The sequence below is a fragment of the Cohnella endophytica genome (assembly GCF_003628305.1).
Classification (GTDB): Bacteria; Bacillota; Bacilli; order Paenibacillales; family Paenibacillaceae; genus Cohnella; species Cohnella endophytica.
This window is the reverse complement of record NZ_RBZM01000006.1, coordinates 374586-392797: the sequence shown is the minus strand read 5'-3', so window position 1 is coordinate 392797 and position 18212 is coordinate 374586. Positions and strand designations below refer to the sequence as shown.

The following is an 18212-nucleotide window of genomic DNA, read 5'->3' as shown; positions in this document are numbered from 1 at the left end:
TGTGCGTTTTGTCTCCTGTTCCTGTATCACCTGCTCAATCCCCAACAGAATCATTTTCGATAGCTTGTTAAAAATACTTTCCCTTTGGTTTTTTTAGATGATTCAACAACCTCAACAGCCTTCTTTACGTTAAATAAGTCGTATTGAGAATGTGCCATCATCAAACTTAATCTATTATCATTTATTAGGGTTATCAAATGGTTAAAAATTTCTTGCCATTTATGTGCTGAGACATTTTTATTCCAATTCCGTAAATGAAACAGATTAGCATTCACTCTTGCTTTATTTATAATATCTGCCCAGTTTAATTGCACCCCTGATAAAAGACCGATGGTTATAAAATGACCATTAGGGTGAACACAAAAAGCCAAATCGTTTCCAGATGGACCTCCAACGGAATCAATAGCAGAATCTGCACCCATTCCATTAGTTAATTCCATAACTGTTTCGTAAAGCGGAACTTCAGAGGTATCTATCACATAAGAAGCACCAAGATGAAGTAAATCTTCTGTATGTTTATTATTTCTGGTAACTGCAATCAATCTATAACCAAAAACCTTAGATAATTGAGCAAAAATATGCCCGATAGAAGAACCGCATGCGTTAACCAATAAGACATCATCAGGTCTTAATTTTAAAACTTCCGTACAAATCACTATGGCTGTAATCGGATTGATATACATCTGCGAAGCCGTAAAGTCATTAATAGAATCTGGTATAGCAACTGTAAATTCTGCTGATGTCTTAACAAACTCTTGCCAAGTGCCTTCCCCACGTAAAGGTAAAACACGTTTACCAATAAGATTATGAGATACTAAAGATCCGACACCTTCTACAATTCCAACTCCTTCGTACCCCGGAATATTGGGCAAAGAAATCCGATTGGAATATGCTCCTCTAATCGGTATTAAGTCAGAGGGATTTATAGGACGTGCTAACATTCGAACAAGGACTTCATTATCCTTTGGGGGCTCAATGCTTTTATTTTCAACTCTTAAAACATCTTTAGGGCTACCGAATTCGTAGAATTTAATACATTTTGCATCCAAAACTGTAAGGCTCCTTATTATTACTCTGATTTATATTATTATATCATCTTCAACTAGCCTGCCCGTTAGTTGAGAAGGGCAATGAGGGCTTGGGATAATTCGCAAGTCGGGATATACGTTTAGGTCATATTATTAATATTTGGGGAGGGCGTCGGCATGGACAAGAATTTTGTTTATAAAACAAACAGCTTCTACTGGGACACAAAAGGAAATGAATTTTTAGGAGCAATCGTGCTTCCTTTTTATGGAGCATTTGTCTCGGAAGAAAAATGCCAGCTTTTTGGCGATGTCTCAGGGAAAAAGATGCTGGAGGTAGGCTGTGGAAACGGTCAATCCTTGCAGTATCAGGGGGAACGCAAAGCATCTGAACTATGGGCTGTGGATATTTCAGAAAAGCAAATCGAAAAGGCAACGCAACATTTGAAGGCATGCGGTCTTTCAGCAAAATTGATTTGTTCTCCGATGGAAGAAGAATGCGGCATACCGGTGGATTATTTTGACTTTGTTTATTCGATTTATGCCATAGGCTGGACCACCGACCTTGAGGGCACTTTTTGCCGGATCGCTTCTTACCTTAAAAAAGACGGTGTATTTATTTTCAGTTGGTCTCACCCTATACATAGATGTGTCGTTGCAGAAAATGATATGCTCGTTTTTAATAAATGCTATTTCGATGAATCTTGGTATTCGTTATCCCTTGATGATGGTGTGCTAACATTATCCGATCGTAAACTATCAACCTATGTGAATGCGTTGGCCAAAGCGGGATTTGCTATTGAGCAAATGATTGAGGAATCTGATGATGAATTTATGCAATCGCGGGATGATAACAGCGATTTTGCAAAAAGAGCAAAGATGCTTCCTGTAACTTTTGTAGTCAAAGCAAGAAAACTATAGCTCCCCTATCGTTCAATCTTCATGCATTTCCATAATAGAGTCTAGCCGGTCTTCCACACCTTCGAGCCTGTCAACATTTGCTTCGAAGCGTTCGTCTTGTTCCACCTTCTTTACTACTTCTGTTTTTACTGCCTGTAGCTCACTTAGTACCTGACTCAACAGATGAATTATTTGCTCCGACATGAGGGACTGTCACTCCTCGATTAGGATTATTATGTAATTATTTCGTCATAGCTACTCAATTATTCTGCCGTTACTTAAACTATCGAAAAAGGTGCTACCGCTTAGAAGGCTCTTAGCACGTACTTGCAAGTGTCTGGCGGCATTATCCACAAGATTTCAACATGATGCTGAAGATTATGACGAGGATAATCGCTGCGGCCGTTATTTGCCATTTCTTATCATCCCATTTCAAAGTTGATTCACTCCTTTTATTGTTTTTCCTTCAATATAATCAATCAGCCGAGCTACTAGAACAGCCAACTCTTCGCTTGAAAAGTTCCTCGTTAGTTATATTACTTCTTGGATTGTACTGATGCACCGATTCCTGCTCCAAGTGCAATACCGATTGCCACACCGAGAGCAAAGTTATCAAACATGAAACCAAAAGTCGTTCCTAATGCAACTCCTATTGCCAGTCCATACACCAGGGCTTTATCTGATGTTCCTCTTTTGCGCATAGGCACCCCCCTAGTTATATAACGAATATTTTCAAATTCAATTAATTTTGCATTGCGTTCAATAATTCAACTATTTACCTCTTTAAATCTAAATAATTCATATTATATTCTTCTCCTAAGAAATTCATTTTTCCAGAAAATCCATTTAATTTCCATTCTCCATCTTCGTTGGGAGAAAAAATATATTCTCTATTCCAATCTTTTAACTTCTCGTCTTCACCAAAATATTCTTCCTTAATGCTTAATCTAGTTTGATTAAAAAACTCATTCTCGTAGTAACTCTTATAAATGACCGCATTTGTTATCGTTATTCCTTTATGGAATACTGTTGGGAATAGCGTGTTCCGTTGTACATACCGATCTGATTCGGGCTCGGAATCTAAATTATTGATAAATAATATAGATAAAATTTCCTTAGCATAGTTCCCAAACTCTTCGGTAAAAGATTTCTCTAATTCCTTATACTCCAGTTTTGACACCTTTTCTCTCAACGCTAAATCAATGATCATTTTTTCTTTCTTCTCAACCATTTCAATTGCAGTGTTTATGTCGAAATCAATTGTTTCTTCTTTTATCGGCTTTAATTTTTCTGATGATTGACAAGCCGATAAAAACAAAATAACCATAATAAGTAATACTAAGTAGAATCTCCTCATAATTAGCTACTCTCCCCTACAATTACACCCTTTTTTAATGTATATAAATTATATTTATTAACAAGTTTGGCCGTGGTCGCGTAATTCCTAAATTATTATGTTCTCCGTAATTAGTCTTCCTCCTCTTTGTTCCACTAATCTGCCCGTTAGTTGAGAAAAAGGCAGCCTTCACATAGGCTGCCTTTCTTCGCGTTTATTGAACTACCGTTCCCCGTTAGCGCAATCAATGTTTATTCAAGTAAGCCATCTTAAAAAGAACAGTAAAATACCCAATAACTTTAGAATAAAAAAATAAAAATGTATATTAATCCAACTGCTAATTTAATAAGTGAAGTTATATATTCTTTTGAACCCTTCAAATACCTCCATTCCATAAACGCATGTTGTCCCATTGCAACTAAAAAAAGTATTAACCAGAACCACTTAAGTGTGTTGATATTCGTTGTATCCAAAACAAAGAAGAAAATAAACAAAGAAATGAATGCAAGTAATCCTTTTACCCACCTATTGATATTCTTACCGTCAGTATCCGAGATCTTATTTAATTCCTCTACAAGGAAATATTTCTTTATAGTTAGTTCTATTAAAACTAAAAGTATCAGTAATAATGACATTGGTAATCCTGTGGATTGTATATTTGAAATTGAATTTGTCATGAATTTCCCCCTTTCCGAGCATTATCCTGTCGTTAGCTGAGCTAACTGCCGATAAACTGGCTACCAGCTATTTGTTGGTTCATATAATCACGCCCTTTTAGACATCGCCAATTATCCCATAAATTAGGACGTTAGTAATAATCGAATGTTGCCTTAAACTTAAACTGCCCGTTACTTCAACTACAGGAGCAGGCACCGTGGCACCTGCTCCTGTTGTTTTTCAAGCTCTCTTGTCCCGCTAGTTGAAGGGTTCAATCGATATCATCTATCTTTCCGCCTTCTTCATCCACTTGATGTGTACCTCCACCAAAAAACCAACCCTTACTTTCGACAAACTCAATAAAAGCATTTAAAAACTGATTATGTCCCAAGTCGTCTTCGTTTGCATAAATACTTCCTTCTATTTGAACCCCGATAGGTTTTTTCATCGAACTTTTCCTCCCCTACTGCGATTATGCTAAAGTTCCCCGTTACCTCACATTAAATTAGTTTAGAGACCCAAGTTATTTCTCTATTGTCTAACACTTCATCCTTCCACTCGTCTTTAATCCAACTCAAAGTATCACCAAAAAGTTTATGGAAGTATTCTATAGACTTCTTTTTTTGTTTAATAAAATAAAATACCAAAATGCATTCTTTTTTAGTGATAATCACTCGTAGGTAGCCAAGATTATTTGAAAGCTTGATTAGAAATATTTGTTCTGGATCAGAAAAATAAGGTGCATCTATAAAACCACCTTTTTCATCAAAACCAATCACCTGTTTAGGTGTAAATTGGTCATGAATATGGAAATATTTGTTCTCCTCAGTGAGGATGGCGCTTACACAAATCTCGATTTTCAGATTAATAAACTCTTCATACAGTTGAAAAAATTCATCAAAGCTTGTTTCTTCATCATGAAAGTTCTTTTCGAAAATCATGTTGTACCAACCTGATGTGGACTCAAAACACCCCAATTTAGCCCTTACAAACTCATGAAAAAAATGAAAAGGTAATGGAAATAATGTTGAATTTTCTTTAAATAATTTATAACTGTCCTCAGCGTGGGAAAAGCCGGTAATAAATCCACGTAATAATGTTAAGCTCTTCTTCCCTAAATGAATACCTGGCTTTTCTTTTATTAAGTTCATTGCTGAATTGAAATTAGTCATAGCATCCTCCGATAATTAGCACTTACTATATTTAATTCCATCTATGTAACACACCTCTTTTTCATTAATCTAATTCCACAATCAGAGTATATTCTCCTACTCTTGTTCAACTATCCTGCCCGTTAGGCGAGCAAAGGCTGCCATTCATGCTGGCAGCCTCGTCTTCGAAGTATATTCAACTATAGCGTCCCGTTAGCGTAACGAATCTGCCGATCGATCCCATGGTAGCCTCGTTACCTTTACAGTCTTCATGCCAACAAAACGATGACAAGCAATTCGAAGAGCACTAAAGTAAGGATCGCCGCCTCACTAGGACCAAAGAAGGCACGTTGTACTGATGGGTGTGGAACCATTAAATAAACGTGTCTACTATCGACATGTACAATTACACCTTCGTAGGTATTACCGTCTAAGGACTGAACACGAACTCGCCGATTTACATGTGTGCTGGTAATATGATATACACGATCCCGAATTGACCTTAAAGTAGTAACTACGTTAGGGTCCGCTTGATACAGAACTCGTTCTTGAGTTGCTGGATTTTGAAAACTCATCACATAACCTCCGCAAATCCGGAATATCACTCCTTTTCACACTATGCATTTGCCTAGATTTAGGTTCGTTCTTCGCTTTTATTTTAACACTGACAAATATCCGCTAATATTAAAATTTCTCCGTAAAGCACGGCTTGAGCATAAAAGAGGAAGTGAGAAATAAGAACTAACCTCCCTTTAGGTGAGGTTTACCATTCATACCGGCAGACTTGTCTTCGATGTATATTCAATAATAGTGTCCCGTTAGTTCAAAAATACATTCAAACTTCACTTAATTCTTAAAAAGATGGGTCTCACCAATAAACCGCAAATTATATAAACAATCATTATTGGAAATACAACTTTTCTATTTTGATAAAAAAAAGAGACAAACCATATATTTAAAATTGGAATTAGAGCAAAAAATAATATTTGATGAAAGTAGCGTGCCCAAAATTGAGTTTCATTCTTTTCACCACAATTGGAGCATTTTATCTTGTCTGATAAGGTCAAATGAAACTTTTTCCATTTAATGGGCTTCATACAATGTGTACAGTTATGTTTCAACTTCAAAATTTTCACGCCCTCCTTTTCAACATTATAATTGATAATTTTACCATTATTTTTAATGCCTCGAAATAAGTTAAGTAGTTCCATTATCATGCCGATAGTTTAATGACTTACGGTACGGTTCAGATTAACGGGTCTATCGGTGAATTGAAGTGTCCCTAATTAAAAGAGAGCCGGAACATTCGTTCCGGCTCCCAAGCCTTTCATTGATTAGGCTCGCCAATAGGCTTTGCCTCTTGAGACAGTAAGCCTGCGATCGTCACGCCGATAAGCACGACAATCAAGGCGCGAAGCAGGCCTACCGATTCGCCGATAATCCCCAAGACAGGTGGACCGACTAGGAACGCAAGGTAACCGGCCGTCGATACTGCGCCTACCCTTGCGGCTACTCCGCGCGGATCGTCTCCTGCAGCGGATAACCCCACCGGAAAGCCGAATGCCGCGCCGAGTCCCCATAGCACAATCCCGACAATCGCAACCGCGTAGCTCTGCCCCCATATCACGATGAGCAGTCCCGCGATCGCGGAGAGCGCGGATGCCCGCAGGACGACAACTCGGCCGAGCCGGTCGAGCAAAATGCCGCCTGCTGCACGGCCAATCGTCATCGCGGCCACGAATAAGCCGAAAGCAAATGAACCCGTGGCTGGCGTGACTTTGTAGCCGTCCACGATAACAAGCGGTAGCCAGTCATTCGCCGAGCCTTCCGCAAAAGCCATTCCTAGCACAATGATTCCAATAAGAACCGTGCGCCGCTCTTTCCATACGGCCATGCGTTCCCTAGCGGTCATTGGGGAAACGTTCGAATTCTCGCCCGTCTCCTTCCCTGTCCCCGCGGGCACGAGCCGGTATAAATAAATAACGGACACCACGATGACCGCCACGACGAGCGCCAGGTGGACGACGACCGACATACCGGCCTTGATCGCAGCCGCTCCGGCAAGTGCGCCTAGCAGCGTTCCCACACTGAACGCGGCATGAAAGCCGGTTAAGAGCGACTTCCGAGTCGCTCTCTCCACCGCGGTCCCTTCCACGTTCATCGCCACGTCGCATATTCCGTTCCCGAAGCCGAATACCGCCAATCCCGCAAACACCGCGACGCCATTAATTAGCCAGGTGCCGCCCATACCTACAATGACAAGTCCAACCGAACTGACCGCCATGCCCGTTACCATTACGAATCGCCCACCCTTATGCGCGATAAGATGACTGGCGCCGAGCAGACCGACGATGGAGCCTACGGCCATTCCGAAAATGATCCAGCCCATCTGGGCCGTCGTGGCACCCAGAGCATCCCGAATCGTTGGCGTACGCGATACCCATGAGGCGATAGCAAAACCGGGCAGCGCAAAAAAGAAATAAATAGCGATCTTCCACAAATGGATTTTATGAATGTTAAGTGAATTGTTCATGATGTCCTCCAAGGCTATTAAGCTTCAATCTGCAGCCAGCATGCTCCTTATTGTCAATTGTTGCAGCCCGTGAAAATAATCCTGTTCCCAGTCGCTAACCACAAGATCCGGCAGGCTCTCTTCCGGAACAAGCGACGCGCTTCTACTCCGGATTTGTACGAGCTCAGGATGGGTAAGTTCCTTGTTGTTGAAAATGAAGGTATGCGGATTTATCGTAGCCGTGAAGGCGACAACGAGACGGCTTATAGCGTCAATAAGCCTCGACCGCTCCCCTTCATTGCTATTCTGTACAGGAGAGGCTTCTGCAAGCAATTGACCGAAATTCCGCGTATCAGACAGCGGCACATAAGAAACCTCGCCTGAAAAAAAGGCTTTGCCTCTCACGACTTTGCCATTTACAATCACTCCGGCGCCTGGTCCGTTTTTACCCATGTACAGGTACACAAGAGAAAGAGAATCATCGTTGCCTATGCGATCGTAATAACCGATAACAGTGGCATTCATGTCGTTCTCGACCTGAACCCGAAGAGAATACCGCTCTTCGTATGCGGCTTTGAAGTTGAAGTCCTTAAATCGTTCGTAATCGGGAATGTGAAACGCGCGACCGTTATCCACCGCACCGGGAACGCCTAGCGTAAGAACACGCATCGCGGGATAACGCGCCAAAAAAGTCCCGATTTGTTCGGTCAGGAGCTTCGGGCCGACTTGCAGCACGCCGGGAAGCGTCTCTCGGGCGATGACGTCCCCCTCGTAGTTCATAATCGAGTAGGAAGAATAATCCTTCTCCAGGCATGCGACTAGCCCCGTCATATAGGCGGGATTCAATTTATAGGTTTTCGGCCGTCTACCACCGCTGGATAGGCCCAAGCCCATTAGCAGCACCTCTCCGGAATCATTCATTTCATCGAGCGCCTTGCTAATTGTAGGAAAGCTGATGCCCGTGCTCTGCGCAAGCTCAACCTTGGTCGATTCAACTTCGCGGTAGAGCGTCTCGCGAATTTGTTGACGAATCATTTCGCCCATCATTTTCGGATTCACAAATGGTCGTTTAATTGAATTCACCGCCGTAACTTATTAAACATCTTTAATTAGTCCTCAGATTAACACAGATAAAGGAGTTATACAATTAAAAATGCCCTATATTTAAACAAGCTACCGATAATAATCTCGGTAGCTTGAATTGTTTTTATCAAACGAGGTAATCCTATGGTTTAATTTCCCTTTGGTAAAAGCCATATAATTCATGAATAGAAGAGCTCGCTAAGATAGGACTGGCTCGTTCAATTTTCTCGCGTTCCCAATCGAACCAACGCATTTCCTTTAACTTTTCGATTTCATCGTCTGAAAAGCGTTTCTTGATCTCTTTAGCAGGGTTGCCGCCTACTATCGTATAGGGTGGAACATCTTTTACAACAACCGATCCTGCCGCAACAATGGCACCTTCGCCTATTTTTACGCCGGGCATAATCATTGCATTCATTCCAATCCAAGCATCGCTTTCGATGATTGTATCCCCTTTTGGTTCATAAGAGGTTTTAATCTGCTCCGCAAACGGATACACGGTAATCCATTCAGGATGATGATTGTGATTTCCGCCCATCAATATAATTACGCCACTTGCAATGCAAACGTATTTTCCGATAATCAATTTATCTAAATGCCAACCATAGTCTTCGATGGGGTTGAATAACTTTCTTGATTTTTCGTCTCCCCAAAGGTATCTAACGCACCCATCTTCAAAATCATGATGATCGTAATAACCAGAGTAATAGGAGTATTCCCCTACTTCAATCATTGGGTTGGTGACGATATCCTTTAGATACTTAATTTCAGACCAGTGGTTAAACCGATGTTGTTTCATGCTTTTCCCTCGCTTCTAAGTTAAATAAATCATTTTCACTTAGAAGCTTAACGCAGTAGCAACATTCTTAAACCGTTTCAAACGACGAACCATCGTCCTCATCCTTTTCCTATTTGATGGGGGACATTGTAGCAAACGAGTCATCGGATCGTCAACAGAGATTCTAGCGATTTACTTGCGGGGCGTTCCCATTAAGCCGATCTCGGAATCATAAGCATCGAAGATTTTACGCGCTATCGGAGCTGCGGCATACCCGCCGTAACCGCCGTCCGGTACAACGACCGCGACAGCCAAGACCGGGTCTTCCGCAGGCGCGTAAGCGATGAATACCGCGTTCTCCACTTTCTTGCGACTTCCGACATCCTGCTGCGACGTTCCGGTCTTCCGATAGAAGTTATAGCCGAAATCGTCGAAGCCCTTTACTTTAACGAGCGCCATCCCGTCTTCAATCGTTTTCCAATAGGAATCGGGAAAGTGGATTGTATTCAGTACTTTGCTTTGATAGGATTGAACGAGTTTCCCGTCGGCATCCTTGATCTCATTTACGAACTGGGGCTTCAATCTCTTGCCATGGCTAGCGAGCGTTGCCGCGTATTGAGCGAGCTGCAACGTAGAATACTTGGCTTGCTGGCCGAACGAAGCATAGATCAGAGCCGATTGCGCACTCCCCGATTTAATTTCCTCATAGTAGTTCGTCTTGCCTTTGGATTCGTTGGGCAGCTCGCTTCCCGTGGTGACGCCAAGACCAAATTGCTTCATGTAGCCATCCCAAATATCCACGCCCTTAGGACCATCCCGTAAATACAGCGCATTACCAATCATCCCCGCCATGAATGCGTTAGATGATTTGGCGATGGCCATGGTCGGCTTCAATATACCATTCATTGCTTGGCTGGCATTATTAACCTGCGTCTCATGCCCTTTACCGCCGAATGCGAAATACCCCTTATCCAGGAAAGTCGATTCTGGGGTAATTAGCTTCTCGTTTAACCCAACTAGAACAGACAGCGGTTTCTGTGTGGATCCTAAGTTAACGAATGAGGAAGGATGAATACTACGTTCCTTGTCATCTGCATAGGGAGGCTGTACGTCCCTGATCGTTCCATTGCTCATAAAATATTGAACGGACTCCCAATCCTTTTCGCTAATCCCGCCTTGCCACAAGGATGGATCGTAATCCGGCATGCTGGCCATGGCGACTACCTTCCCCGTCTTTACCTCCATGGCAACGGCATAGCCTGTTGTTGGATGAGAATCTTTTTGAAATTCATTTGGCGTGGTACGAATTTCCTGAATCTGATCCATGATCGCTTGTTGCGCGATTAGCTGAATTTTGGTGTTAATCGTTAAGTAAAGATTATGGCCTTTAATCGGCTTAGTCAGCTTCATCGGGCCAATGATTAGACTGTCTTTGTTAATCGGAAACTCTTTGAGACCGTTGCGGCCTCTCAGCTCGTCCTGATACAACAGCTCCAGTCCATCGACCCCGACTTGTTCTGTCTCCACGTACTTCAGCGCTTCGTCCGTCTGATTGTCGTTAATGCCTTTGTATTTATCGATACTCCCTACTGCGCCGCTTAACTTCTTCGTATACCCGACTAATTGGACCGCGATATTGTCTTTGCTGTATTGTCGAATGCTCTCCTCAATAACTTCGATTCCCTTAAACTCGTTCCGATGCTCTGAGAAATACGCGATTTCTTCTTTAGTAAGTCCTGTTTTGATTCTTCGTGGATGAAAAGCGGAATGGACGCGGCTTTTCAAATCCATGTTGTCGAACACTTTTTCTACCGTGAGCGGATTCTCGGACTTATTGCCAAGATCATTGAAAATGTCGACCATTTTTGCTGCCAAAGCCATTCCTTCGTCCGCTTTTATCTTCAAATCAAGCGGCGTGTAGTAAAGGGATTGCGTGGAAACCGAATAAGCGATCGCATTGCCAACTGAATCGTAGATATCGCCCCGGATGGGGGGAACCGGGATTCCTTTCGAGCCGTTCTCGTGTTCCTTTGCCCGTAGGGCATCTCCCTCTACGAATTGCAAATATGCCAAACGAACGATTAATAGGGAAAAAACAAAAAAGGTAACAAAGAAAAAGACATTCAAACGAAAGCTGAAGTGTCTACGATTGCTTAACGCTCGCTTCTGAGCTTCTTCTGTCATCATTTTTTTGCTCACTGAGTACACCTCATAGATTTTGAGCCGTAAAGACTCCTGAAGGTTATTTTGTAATAAGACGATATTGCAAAGGAAAAGTTCCATATTTTACAGATTATTGTTTTACAAAAAAGGAGCTGCATCGAAGCAAGCTCCTTAATAATAAGGGTAACTTTTACATAATTGAGCCGTCTATAGAGAAAGGGGGGGATTTTTTTGCGAAAGCTTCTAATGATCTTTGCATTCGGATTTGTTTTGTTAGGATGCGAAAATAAATCAAGCCCGCAGTCGGAGAGCGTTCCTTCTGTAATCATTGATGAGACTGTTGCCCATTTAACTGATTCTGTAGGCAATCCGGATAAAGTAATTGTTTCCGCCAAGCTCTCTCGTGAACGGGCACTATCTGCCGCTAGCGATTACCAGCCCAAGACAGGTAAGTGGTTTGAGGGAGAGAACGGATTCAATCTCATAACTTCTATCACTGAAGGAGATACGGAGGCGGGAAGCAAAGTAGGAGCTGCTTTAGGCAAGATTCCCGAGGGGCGGTCCGTGCGTTTTCAAATTACAAGCCGGAACGAAGACGGACAACGACTTCAACTAATTACAGAGTATGTGGCTGACATCAACAATTCGCTTGACGGTCGTCTTGATTTTTCATACGACACCCCAAAACAGCCGAACGTAAACTATCTCCTCAGCATAGAAATCGTCTCACCGGAGGGTGTTGTAGAGGATACGTTTATAACGACCTTTTTCGTACCGCCGAATGAACTCAACGCTCGCCTTACCATAAAACGTTCGCTCCACGGATCTGATCAAACGGAGCTATCTCTTTATAATGCCGGTCCAACCGATCTTTATTTCGGCTATGGTTATGGGATTTATCAAAAAGTTTCTGACGGCTGGAAGCTAATACCCGATGATCGTCCCGTTCCGGCAATCGGGTTCAGTATGAAGCCAGGCCTAACACACCAGGAGGAGGTTAGTTTTCCGCGGAAGCTTAAACCTGGAGATTATCGGATCGTAAAACAATTCAAAGGATACATGACCGATTTATCAGTAAAATTGGCTGCGGATTTTAAGGTCGAGGACTGAATGAATTTGTGCATTATTTACTGTTCATTCTCACCATATTGTTCGTCGCTGACTTTTTCCAACCATTCTACCGCCTTGCCGTCAAGACGTTCTTGAATCGCGGTATGGGTCATTGCCGTGGTCGGCGATGCTCCGTGCCAATGTTTCTCCCCTGGAGGGAACCAAACCACGTCACCGGGACTGATTTCCTCGATCGGGCCGCCCCAACGTTGAGCCCTTCCTTTTCCCGCAGTTACGATCAGCGTCTGACCCAGTGGATGAGTATGCCATGCTGTCCTTGCACGAGGCTCGAACGTCACGCTTGCAGCAGCTACCCGTGCAGGATCCGATGCCTCAATTAACGGATCAATGCGAACCGTGCCCGTAAAATAATCGGCTGGTCCTTTCCCTGAAGGTTGCGATCCGATTTTTCTGATTTCCATGTTCTAAATCCCTCCGCTTGAGTTACGTATTTTTTATTATCGAGTTGTTGCCGCCATCGCTAATTAGCTCTTCCTTTCTTATGAAAACCAAATAGGAACCGATGGCCAGAATGCTGGTCGCAAACATAACGATTCCGAAAGGGATAGCCGAATGCTCGCCCGCGATCCCCACGAGAGGCGAAGTAATTGCGCCTAGCGCATATTGAAAGGTGCCGAGCACGGCTGACGCGCTACCCGCGATTTGTCCATGCGATTCCATCGCTAGCGTAACCGAAACAGGTCCAATAATCCCGATCGATAAAGCAAATAAGAACAGAGAAACAATTATCGACGATAAGGATCCCTTCGAAAGAACCGCAATCAGGATCGCCAAAGTAGAAATCAAGGATAACGTTAATCCTACTCGCAAGATAAAGCGGTCAGTGAACCGTCCGGCTGCTCTTTTTACGATTTGCGATCCTATCATAATAGCAAGACCATTCATTGCGAACAGGACTGAAAATAATTGCGGAGACACACCGAAAATGTTCTGGTATATAAACGGAGTTCCCGCAACGAAGGCAAATACACCTGCGAATAATATTCCGTTAACTAGGGCAAATCCCATAAACGTCTTATCACGAAACAATCGTTTGTAGTTCTTCAGTAATGCCAGAGCGTTCCCTTGGACTCGATTCGTTGCAGGTAAACTTTCGTCTAACCCCCATATTGTGATTGCCGTTAATAACATTCCCAACATACCCAGAAATACAAACACAACAACCCACGAACTGAAAGATGTCACCGCGCTTCCGGCATTCGGGGAAATTAAGGGCGCCACATTGCTGATTGTCGTAAGCAGAGAAATAAACTTCGTCATTTCCACGCCGCTATATCTGTCACGTGCAACTGCACGGGAAATCACGAGTCCGGCCGAAGCGGCAATCCCTTGAATGAATCGTAATGCGATAAACAATTCGATATGATGTACGAAAGCACAACAGACTGAAGAAATAATATAAAAGGTCATTGCGATCATCAATGGCGTTCGTCGTCCGTAACGATCGCTTAAAGGACCCATTATCATTTGACCTAAGCCTAATCCAAGTAAACTGGCGGTCAAGCTAGCTTGAATCGAAGATGCGTTAGTTTGGAAATACTCCATAATCTGCGGAAGCGATGAAAGATACATATCGACCGTAAATGGACCCAAAGCGGAAAACGCGGCAAGAATCAGGGCTAAACGAAGCGAATGATTTTTAAATCTATCGTCCATTCGCATTTATAATGTGGATATATCGATAACGAATCGGTAACGCACGTCACTGTGCAAAATTCGCTCATAGGCTTCGTCTACTTGCTCGGCACGGATTACTTCGATTTGCGGAGCAATGCCATGCTCTGCAGCAAAATCAAGCATCTCTTGCGTCTCCGGAAGTCCGCCGACTAAGGAGCCTGCAATACTGCGGCGACTCAAGATTAAGGAGAACACGTGATATTGGCTTGGTTCAGCCGGTGCGCCGACATTAACAAGCGTTCCGTCTACGCGAAGTAGCGATAAATACAAATCAACGTCGATGCTGGCAGACACGGTGTTAAGAATCAGATCGAAACGACCGGCCAACGCGTTAAAGGTTTCTGGATCAAGCGTTGAAAAGTAATGATCTGCTCCAAATCTCAAAGCTTCGTTTTCTTTATTTTTCGCTCGGCTTAAGACGGTCACTTCCGCCCCCATCGCATGCGCAAACTGAATCGCCACATGGCCAAGACCCCCCATTCCGAGAATCGCTACCCTTTTTCCCGGGCCGGCATTCCAGCGTTTCAAAGGAGAGTACGTTGTAATTCCGGCGCACAAAAGCGGACTGGCTACGTCTAATTCCATACCATCCGGGATATGCACAACGAAACTTTCCTTAACGACAATGTTCTGGCTGTAACCGCCGTAAGTTGGATTGCCTTCGTAATCCAAGGAGTTATAGGTGGCTACATAGCCTTTGGCACAATACTGTTCCTCTCCTCGGAGACAGTATTCGCACTTTCCGCAAGAGTCCACATAGCAGCCTACCCCGACTCGGTCGCCTACGGTAAACTTCGTAACTCTTTCCCCTACTGCCTTTACAATACCAGTGATTTCATGGCCAGGCACCATCGGGAAAATCCCTCCGGCCCAGTCTCCATGTGCACTATGGATATCGGAATGGCAAATGCCGCTAAACTTAATATCGATCGAGACGTCATCCGGACGTAATTGTCGCCTTTCTATCGTTGACTTCTTGAACGGCGCTTTAGCTGCAGAAACACTTAGAACGCTTGTTTTGCACATAGGGCATTGTTCCCTTCTTTCCTACAATCAAATTATGATGTTTAATCGAATCGATTTGATTAATCAACATGTGTCCATTATTATATATTTAGTTCCGACAATTCAATGGTTAAAGAAACGCGATTTGTTGATATATCAACACAATTTCTAAAAGTGTTAACTATCTTGGAGAGTTGGTGAAAAAACGATGGCGAAAGTGGATCGGAGAATTCTTAAAACGCAGGAATCTTTAAAAAAAGCCGTTATCGAACTGATGGCCGAAAAAAAATTCGATGACATTACCATTCAGGATATTGCCGAACGGGCAAACTTAAATCGCGGAACCATTTATCTTCATTACCAGGACAAATTTGATTTATTGGATAAGCTAATCGAATCACACCTTAATGAGCTAGGAGAGATGAATAGTTGGGCTTGCGAGATGGAATGGAATGACGCGCTTGTACCTTACTTTGAATTTTTCGAGAAAAATTATTTGTTTTATTCCACTATGTTAGCAAGCAAAGAAGCTCCGTCATCTTTCAGAGCGCGGCTTCTTGCCTCATTTATGGAAGGATTCAAAGGCGAGATCGACAGAGAGAGCGGAAAAAACACGGGGTTAATGGAGGATGTAATGCTGCAATATGCCGGAACAGCATATGTGGGCGTTATTGAGTGGTGGATTAGGAATGGTATGCCCTATACGGCTAAGGATATGGCCAAACAAGTCGGGGTGTTGTTGGGTAGAAGTTTGTAATTAACTATGCGGTTTACGCGACTGTCGCTGATTCATTCAACATTTGTAATGGAACCGTAATATCGCCTTCATCTTCTCTTCATGTAAGGGGGTTACAATACATACATGACCCCCCTTTTCAATAATATATCTCGGGCTTGCGGCTAACGGCCGCAAGCCCACTTTTTTTATTTCTTCGCAACGATCGTTTCAAGAGGCTTGGCGTTTCCGTAATAAGGTGATGCCCCTCGTTCCTCAGCCGCCCATTTCACCGCGTTCGCGATAATTCGCAATACAGGTTCCCGGTAGTAGGTCGGATACGTCTCGTGCCCCGGGCGGAAATAGAAGATTTTCCCCTGCCCCCGGGAGTAGGTGACGCCGCTGCGGAACACTTCGCCGCCCTCGAACCAGCTTACGAGAACGAGGTCGTCGGGGTCGGGAATGTCAAAGTGTTCCCCGTACATCTCTTCCTCTTCCAGTTCGATGTATTCCGGCAATCCCGCTACGATCGGATGGGACGGCTTCACAACCCACAAGCGTTCCTTCTCGTCGGCTTCCCGCCACTTCAACGCACATGACGTCCCCATCAGCTTCTTGTATATTTTGGAGTAATGGCCGGAATGCAGCACGATCAGCCCCATGCCTTGAAGCACGCGCTCCTGAACCCGTTGCACGATTGCGTCGTCGACCTCGTCGTGCGCTTGGTGCCCCCACCAGATCAATACGTCGGTGTCGTTTAACTTCTCCACCGTCAGTCCATGCTCAGGTTCGTCCAACGTCGCGGTGCCGACCTCATACCCGAAAGACGAAAGCCCGCTTCGCAGCGCTTCATGAATGCCTTCCGGATAAACCGCCTTTACCTGCTCGTCGTTACGCTCATGCCGATACTCGTTCCAGACCGTGACTTTTACGCCCGCAGATCCGCTCATGATTTCACCTCTATCGTCGTTTCGGCTTTGCCGCCGACCTCATCTACCGTTACCGCTTTTTTGCTTTCGTAGGCTTGCACTACCGCTTCCAATGCTCGTTGATTGCGGTATCCGTCGCGAAGCGTCGCCGTCTCTTCCCTCGATTGTCCTCGCAGCAGATCGACGAAATCCTGCATCTGCTTCAGCTTATAAGCGTCGGGAACTTGCAATTGTTCCCTGACCTCGGCGCCTTGGTCGTCCGGATGCGTCCAATGCAGCGTTTCCCCGTATTCCCATCCCATTCTGAGCGATCCCGTATCTCCGTACACCGAAATTTCGAATTGATTCTGGCTGCCGTAGGCATTCCGCGAAGTTTGGAAGACGGCCGGAACTCCGGGCTCCAATACAGCGACGAAAGCGGCGAAGTCGTCGATATCCACTGGAACCGGAGCACCGGTGACGGGATCTTCGCGTTCCGTGATCAACGAGCTCATCAAGGCGGATACTTCGATCGGCTCCCCTATCAAGAAACGTGCGGCATCGATCATGTGCGAGCCAAGGTCGCCAAGCGTCCCCGTACCGGTAATCGACTTGTCCATACGCCAATTCATTTTCGTCTGGAACAATGGACCTCCCCACTGTTGCAAATACTGGAGAAAAACATGCCGCACGGTGCCGATTTTGCCATCGCGGATCATTTCCCTCGCCATGCGGAACGACGGAGTATACCGGTAAGAAAATCCCAACATGCATGTCGTATCATGATTGTTCGAAAGCTCCAGTAGCGCCTCGGCTTCCTCGAATGTCCGCGTAAAAGGTTTCTCCGTCATGATCGGCATGCCGTGGAGCAAACAAAGCCGCAGGATTTCATAATGCGCGTTATTGGGAGTAATCGATAACACGCCGTCTACGTCCGCGTTCCGGATAAGCTCTTCGGGCTCGGAATATCGTGCGCTTTCGTCGATGCCCAGCTTAGTTCCCCATTCCGCGACTCTCTCGGGATCGCGATCGCATATGGCGGTAATAGAAGCGCCTTCGATTCCTTCGAGCTGCTCGGCGTGAACGTTGGCCATTCCTCCGAGACCGATTAATCCAAGTCGTATTTCCTTCATCTGAATTCCCCCAGCTAGGCCGCATAGCGGACAAGTAA

Annotated in this window: 19 protein-coding genes; 3 read left to right on the top strand and 16 right to left on the bottom strand. The window is 44.3% G+C overall.

Going from position 1 to position 18212, the window contains the following annotated elements:
* Positions 1 to 50: 50 nt before the first annotated feature.
* Complete coding sequence (locus D7Z26_RS15460) at positions 51 to 1049, bottom strand: zinc-dependent alcohol dehydrogenase family protein (RefSeq protein WP_120977869.1); 999 nt, start codon at positions 1047 to 1049, stop codon at positions 51 to 53.
* Between the two features lie 156 nt (positions 1050 to 1205).
* Here D7Z26_RS15460 and D7Z26_RS15455 point away from each other — a divergent pair, with 156 nt between their 5' ends.
* Positions 1206 to 1946, top strand: a complete 741-nt coding sequence (locus D7Z26_RS15455; RefSeq protein ID WP_120977868.1) for a class I SAM-dependent methyltransferase — start codon at positions 1206 to 1208, stop codon at positions 1944 to 1946.
* A gap of 12 nt (positions 1947 to 1958) precedes the next feature.
* On the opposite strand, the gene D7Z26_RS27305 is transcribed toward D7Z26_RS15455, so the two are convergent.
* The 10 genes from D7Z26_RS27305 to D7Z26_RS15415 form a co-directional block, all read right to left on the bottom strand.
* The gene (locus tag D7Z26_RS27305) at positions 1959 to 2129 is read right to left on the bottom strand and encodes a hypothetical protein (RefSeq protein ID WP_158602335.1); all 171 of its coding nucleotides are present in this window, start codon (positions 2127 to 2129) and stop codon (positions 1959 to 1961) included.
* Positions 2130 to 2461: 332 nt separating this feature from the next.
* Positions 2462 to 2626 (bottom strand): hypothetical protein, encoded by a 165-nt coding sequence (locus D7Z26_RS27510; RefSeq protein WP_199731720.1) that lies wholly within the window; start codon positions 2624 to 2626, stop codon positions 2462 to 2464.
* A gap of 74 nt (positions 2627 to 2700) precedes the next feature.
* Complete coding sequence (locus tag D7Z26_RS15450) at positions 2701 to 3282, bottom strand: hypothetical protein (protein ID WP_120977867.1); 582 nt, start codon at positions 3280 to 3282, stop codon at positions 2701 to 2703.
* 278 nt (positions 3283 to 3560) lie between these two features.
* The gene (locus tag D7Z26_RS15445; protein ID WP_120977866.1) at positions 3561 to 3938 is read right to left on the bottom strand and encodes a DUF4181 domain-containing protein; all 378 of its coding nucleotides are present in this window, start codon (positions 3936 to 3938) and stop codon (positions 3561 to 3563) included.
* 251 nt (positions 3939 to 4189) lie between these two features.
* Positions 4190 to 4366 carry a hypothetical protein gene (locus D7Z26_RS27505; protein ID WP_199731719.1) on the bottom strand — a complete coding sequence of 59 codons (177 nt, stop codon included), beginning with the start codon at positions 4364 to 4366 and terminating at the stop codon, positions 4190 to 4192.
* Positions 4367 to 4418: 52 nt separating this feature from the next.
* The gene (locus tag D7Z26_RS15440) at positions 4419 to 5090 is read right to left on the bottom strand and encodes a hypothetical protein (protein WP_120977865.1); all 672 of its coding nucleotides are present in this window, start codon (positions 5088 to 5090) and stop codon (positions 4419 to 4421) included.
* 1306 nt (positions 5091 to 6396) lie between these two features.
* Positions 6397 to 7602 (bottom strand): MFS transporter, encoded by a 1206-nt coding sequence (locus D7Z26_RS15430; protein WP_120977863.1) that lies wholly within the window; start codon positions 7600 to 7602, stop codon positions 6397 to 6399.
* Positions 7603 to 7626: 24 nt separating this feature from the next.
* The gene (locus D7Z26_RS15425) at positions 7627 to 8616 is read right to left on the bottom strand and encodes an ROK family protein (protein ID WP_158602334.1); all 990 of its coding nucleotides are present in this window, start codon (positions 8614 to 8616) and stop codon (positions 7627 to 7629) included.
* 190 nt (positions 8617 to 8806) lie between these two features.
* Positions 8807 to 9463 (bottom strand): CatB-related O-acetyltransferase, encoded by a 657-nt coding sequence (locus D7Z26_RS15420; protein WP_120977861.1) that lies wholly within the window; start codon positions 9461 to 9463, stop codon positions 8807 to 8809.
* 171 nt (positions 9464 to 9634) lie between these two features.
* Positions 9635 to 11641, bottom strand: coding sequence for a peptidoglycan D,D-transpeptidase FtsI family protein (locus D7Z26_RS15415; protein ID WP_325050457.1), 2007 nt, complete (start codon positions 11639 to 11641; stop codon positions 9635 to 9637).
* Positions 11642 to 11836: 195 nt separating this feature from the next.
* Here D7Z26_RS15415 and D7Z26_RS15410 point away from each other — a divergent pair, with 195 nt between their 5' ends.
* The gene (locus D7Z26_RS15410) at positions 11837 to 12715 is read left to right on the top strand and encodes an immunoglobulin-like domain-containing protein (protein ID WP_120977860.1); all 879 of its coding nucleotides are present in this window, start codon (positions 11837 to 11839) and stop codon (positions 12713 to 12715) included.
* A 17-nt stretch (positions 12716 to 12732) separates the two neighbouring features.
* Here D7Z26_RS15410 and D7Z26_RS15405 read toward each other — a convergent pair whose 3' ends face one another.
* Genes D7Z26_RS15405 through D7Z26_RS15395 form a run of 3 tightly spaced genes read right to left on the bottom strand, consistent with a single transcriptional unit; the run spans position 12733 to position 15439 of the window.
* The gene (locus D7Z26_RS15405; protein WP_120977859.1) at positions 12733 to 13137 is read right to left on the bottom strand and encodes a (R)-mandelonitrile lyase; all 405 of its coding nucleotides are present in this window, start codon (positions 13135 to 13137) and stop codon (positions 12733 to 12735) included.
* A 22-nt stretch (positions 13138 to 13159) separates the two neighbouring features.
* On the bottom strand, positions 13160 to 14392 hold the full coding sequence (locus tag D7Z26_RS15400) for a multidrug effflux MFS transporter (RefSeq protein ID WP_120977988.1): 1233 nt from the start codon (positions 14390 to 14392) through the stop codon (positions 13160 to 13162).
* 6 nt (positions 14393 to 14398) lie between these two features.
* Positions 14399 to 15439 (bottom strand): NAD(P)-dependent alcohol dehydrogenase, encoded by a 1041-nt coding sequence (locus D7Z26_RS15395; protein ID WP_120977858.1) that lies wholly within the window; start codon positions 15437 to 15439, stop codon positions 14399 to 14401.
* A 187-nt stretch (positions 15440 to 15626) separates the two neighbouring features.
* Here D7Z26_RS15395 and D7Z26_RS15390 point away from each other — a divergent pair, with 187 nt between their 5' ends.
* Entirely contained in the window at positions 15627 to 16175 is a 549-nt protein-coding gene (locus tag D7Z26_RS15390; RefSeq protein ID WP_120977857.1) for a TetR/AcrR family transcriptional regulator, read from the top strand.
* A 167-nt stretch (positions 16176 to 16342) separates the two neighbouring features.
* On the opposite strand, the gene D7Z26_RS15385 is transcribed toward D7Z26_RS15390, so the two are convergent.
* Positions 16343 to 17083: a ThuA domain-containing protein gene (locus D7Z26_RS15385; RefSeq protein WP_120977856.1), complete on the bottom strand. Its 741-nt coding sequence runs from the start codon at positions 17081 to 17083 to the stop codon at positions 16343 to 16345.
* Positions 17080 to 18174, bottom strand: coding sequence for a Gfo/Idh/MocA family protein (locus D7Z26_RS15380; protein ID WP_120977855.1), 1095 nt, complete (start codon positions 18172 to 18174; stop codon positions 17080 to 17082). The genes D7Z26_RS15385 and D7Z26_RS15380 overlap by 4 nt, the downstream gene beginning before the upstream one ends.
* Positions 18175 to 18212: the final 38 nt, after the last annotated feature.

Coding starts and splice junctions, on each gene's coding strand:
- D7Z26_RS15450 (WP_120977867.1), bottom strand. CDS start 3,282: ATGAGGAGATTCTACTTAGTATTACTTATTATGGTTATTTTGTTTTTA.
- D7Z26_RS15380 (WP_120977855.1), bottom strand. CDS start 18,174: ATGAAGGAAATACGACTTGGATTAATCGGTCTCGGAGGAATGGCCAAC.
- D7Z26_RS15390 (WP_120977857.1), top strand. CDS start 15,627: ATGGCGAAAGTGGATCGGAGAATTCTTAAAACGCAGGAATCTTTAAAA.
- D7Z26_RS27305 (WP_158602335.1), bottom strand. CDS start 2,129: ATGTCGGAGCAAATAATTCATCTGTTGAGTCAGGTACTAAGTGAGCTA.
- D7Z26_RS15405 (WP_120977859.1), bottom strand. CDS start 13,137: ATGGAAATCAGAAAAATCGGATCGCAACCTTCAGGGAAAGGACCAGCC.
- D7Z26_RS15455 (WP_120977868.1), top strand. CDS start 1,206: ATGGACAAGAATTTTGTTTATAAAACAAACAGCTTCTACTGGGACACA.
- D7Z26_RS15445 (WP_120977866.1), bottom strand. CDS start 3,938: ATGACAAATTCAATTTCAAATATACAATCCACAGGATTACCAATGTCA.
- D7Z26_RS15400 (WP_120977988.1), bottom strand. CDS start 14,392: ATGGACGATAGATTTAAAAATCATTCGCTTCGTTTAGCCCTGATTCTT.
- D7Z26_RS15425 (WP_158602334.1), bottom strand. CDS start 8,616: ATGATTCGTCAACAAATTCGCGAGACGCTCTACCGCGAAGTTGAATCG.
- D7Z26_RS15430 (WP_120977863.1), bottom strand. CDS start 7,602: ATGAACAATTCACTTAACATTCATAAAATCCATTTGTGGAAGATCGCT.
- D7Z26_RS15420 (WP_120977861.1), bottom strand. CDS start 9,463: ATGAAACAACATCGGTTTAACCACTGGTCTGAAATTAAGTATCTAAAG.
- D7Z26_RS27510 (WP_199731720.1), bottom strand. CDS start 2,626: ATGCGCAAAAGAGGAACATCAGATAAAGCCCTGGTGTATGGACTGGCA.
- D7Z26_RS15385 (WP_120977856.1), bottom strand. CDS start 17,083: ATGAGCGGATCTGCGGGCGTAAAAGTCACGGTCTGGAACGAGTATCGG.
- D7Z26_RS15440 (WP_120977865.1), bottom strand. CDS start 5,090: ATGACTAATTTCAATTCAGCAATGAACTTAATAAAAGAAAAGCCAGGT.
- D7Z26_RS15395 (WP_120977858.1), bottom strand. CDS start 15,439: ATGTGCAAAACAAGCGTTCTAAGTGTTTCTGCAGCTAAAGCGCCGTTC.
- D7Z26_RS27505 (WP_199731719.1), bottom strand. CDS start 4,366: ATGAAAAAACCTATCGGGGTTCAAATAGAAGGAAGTATTTATGCAAAC.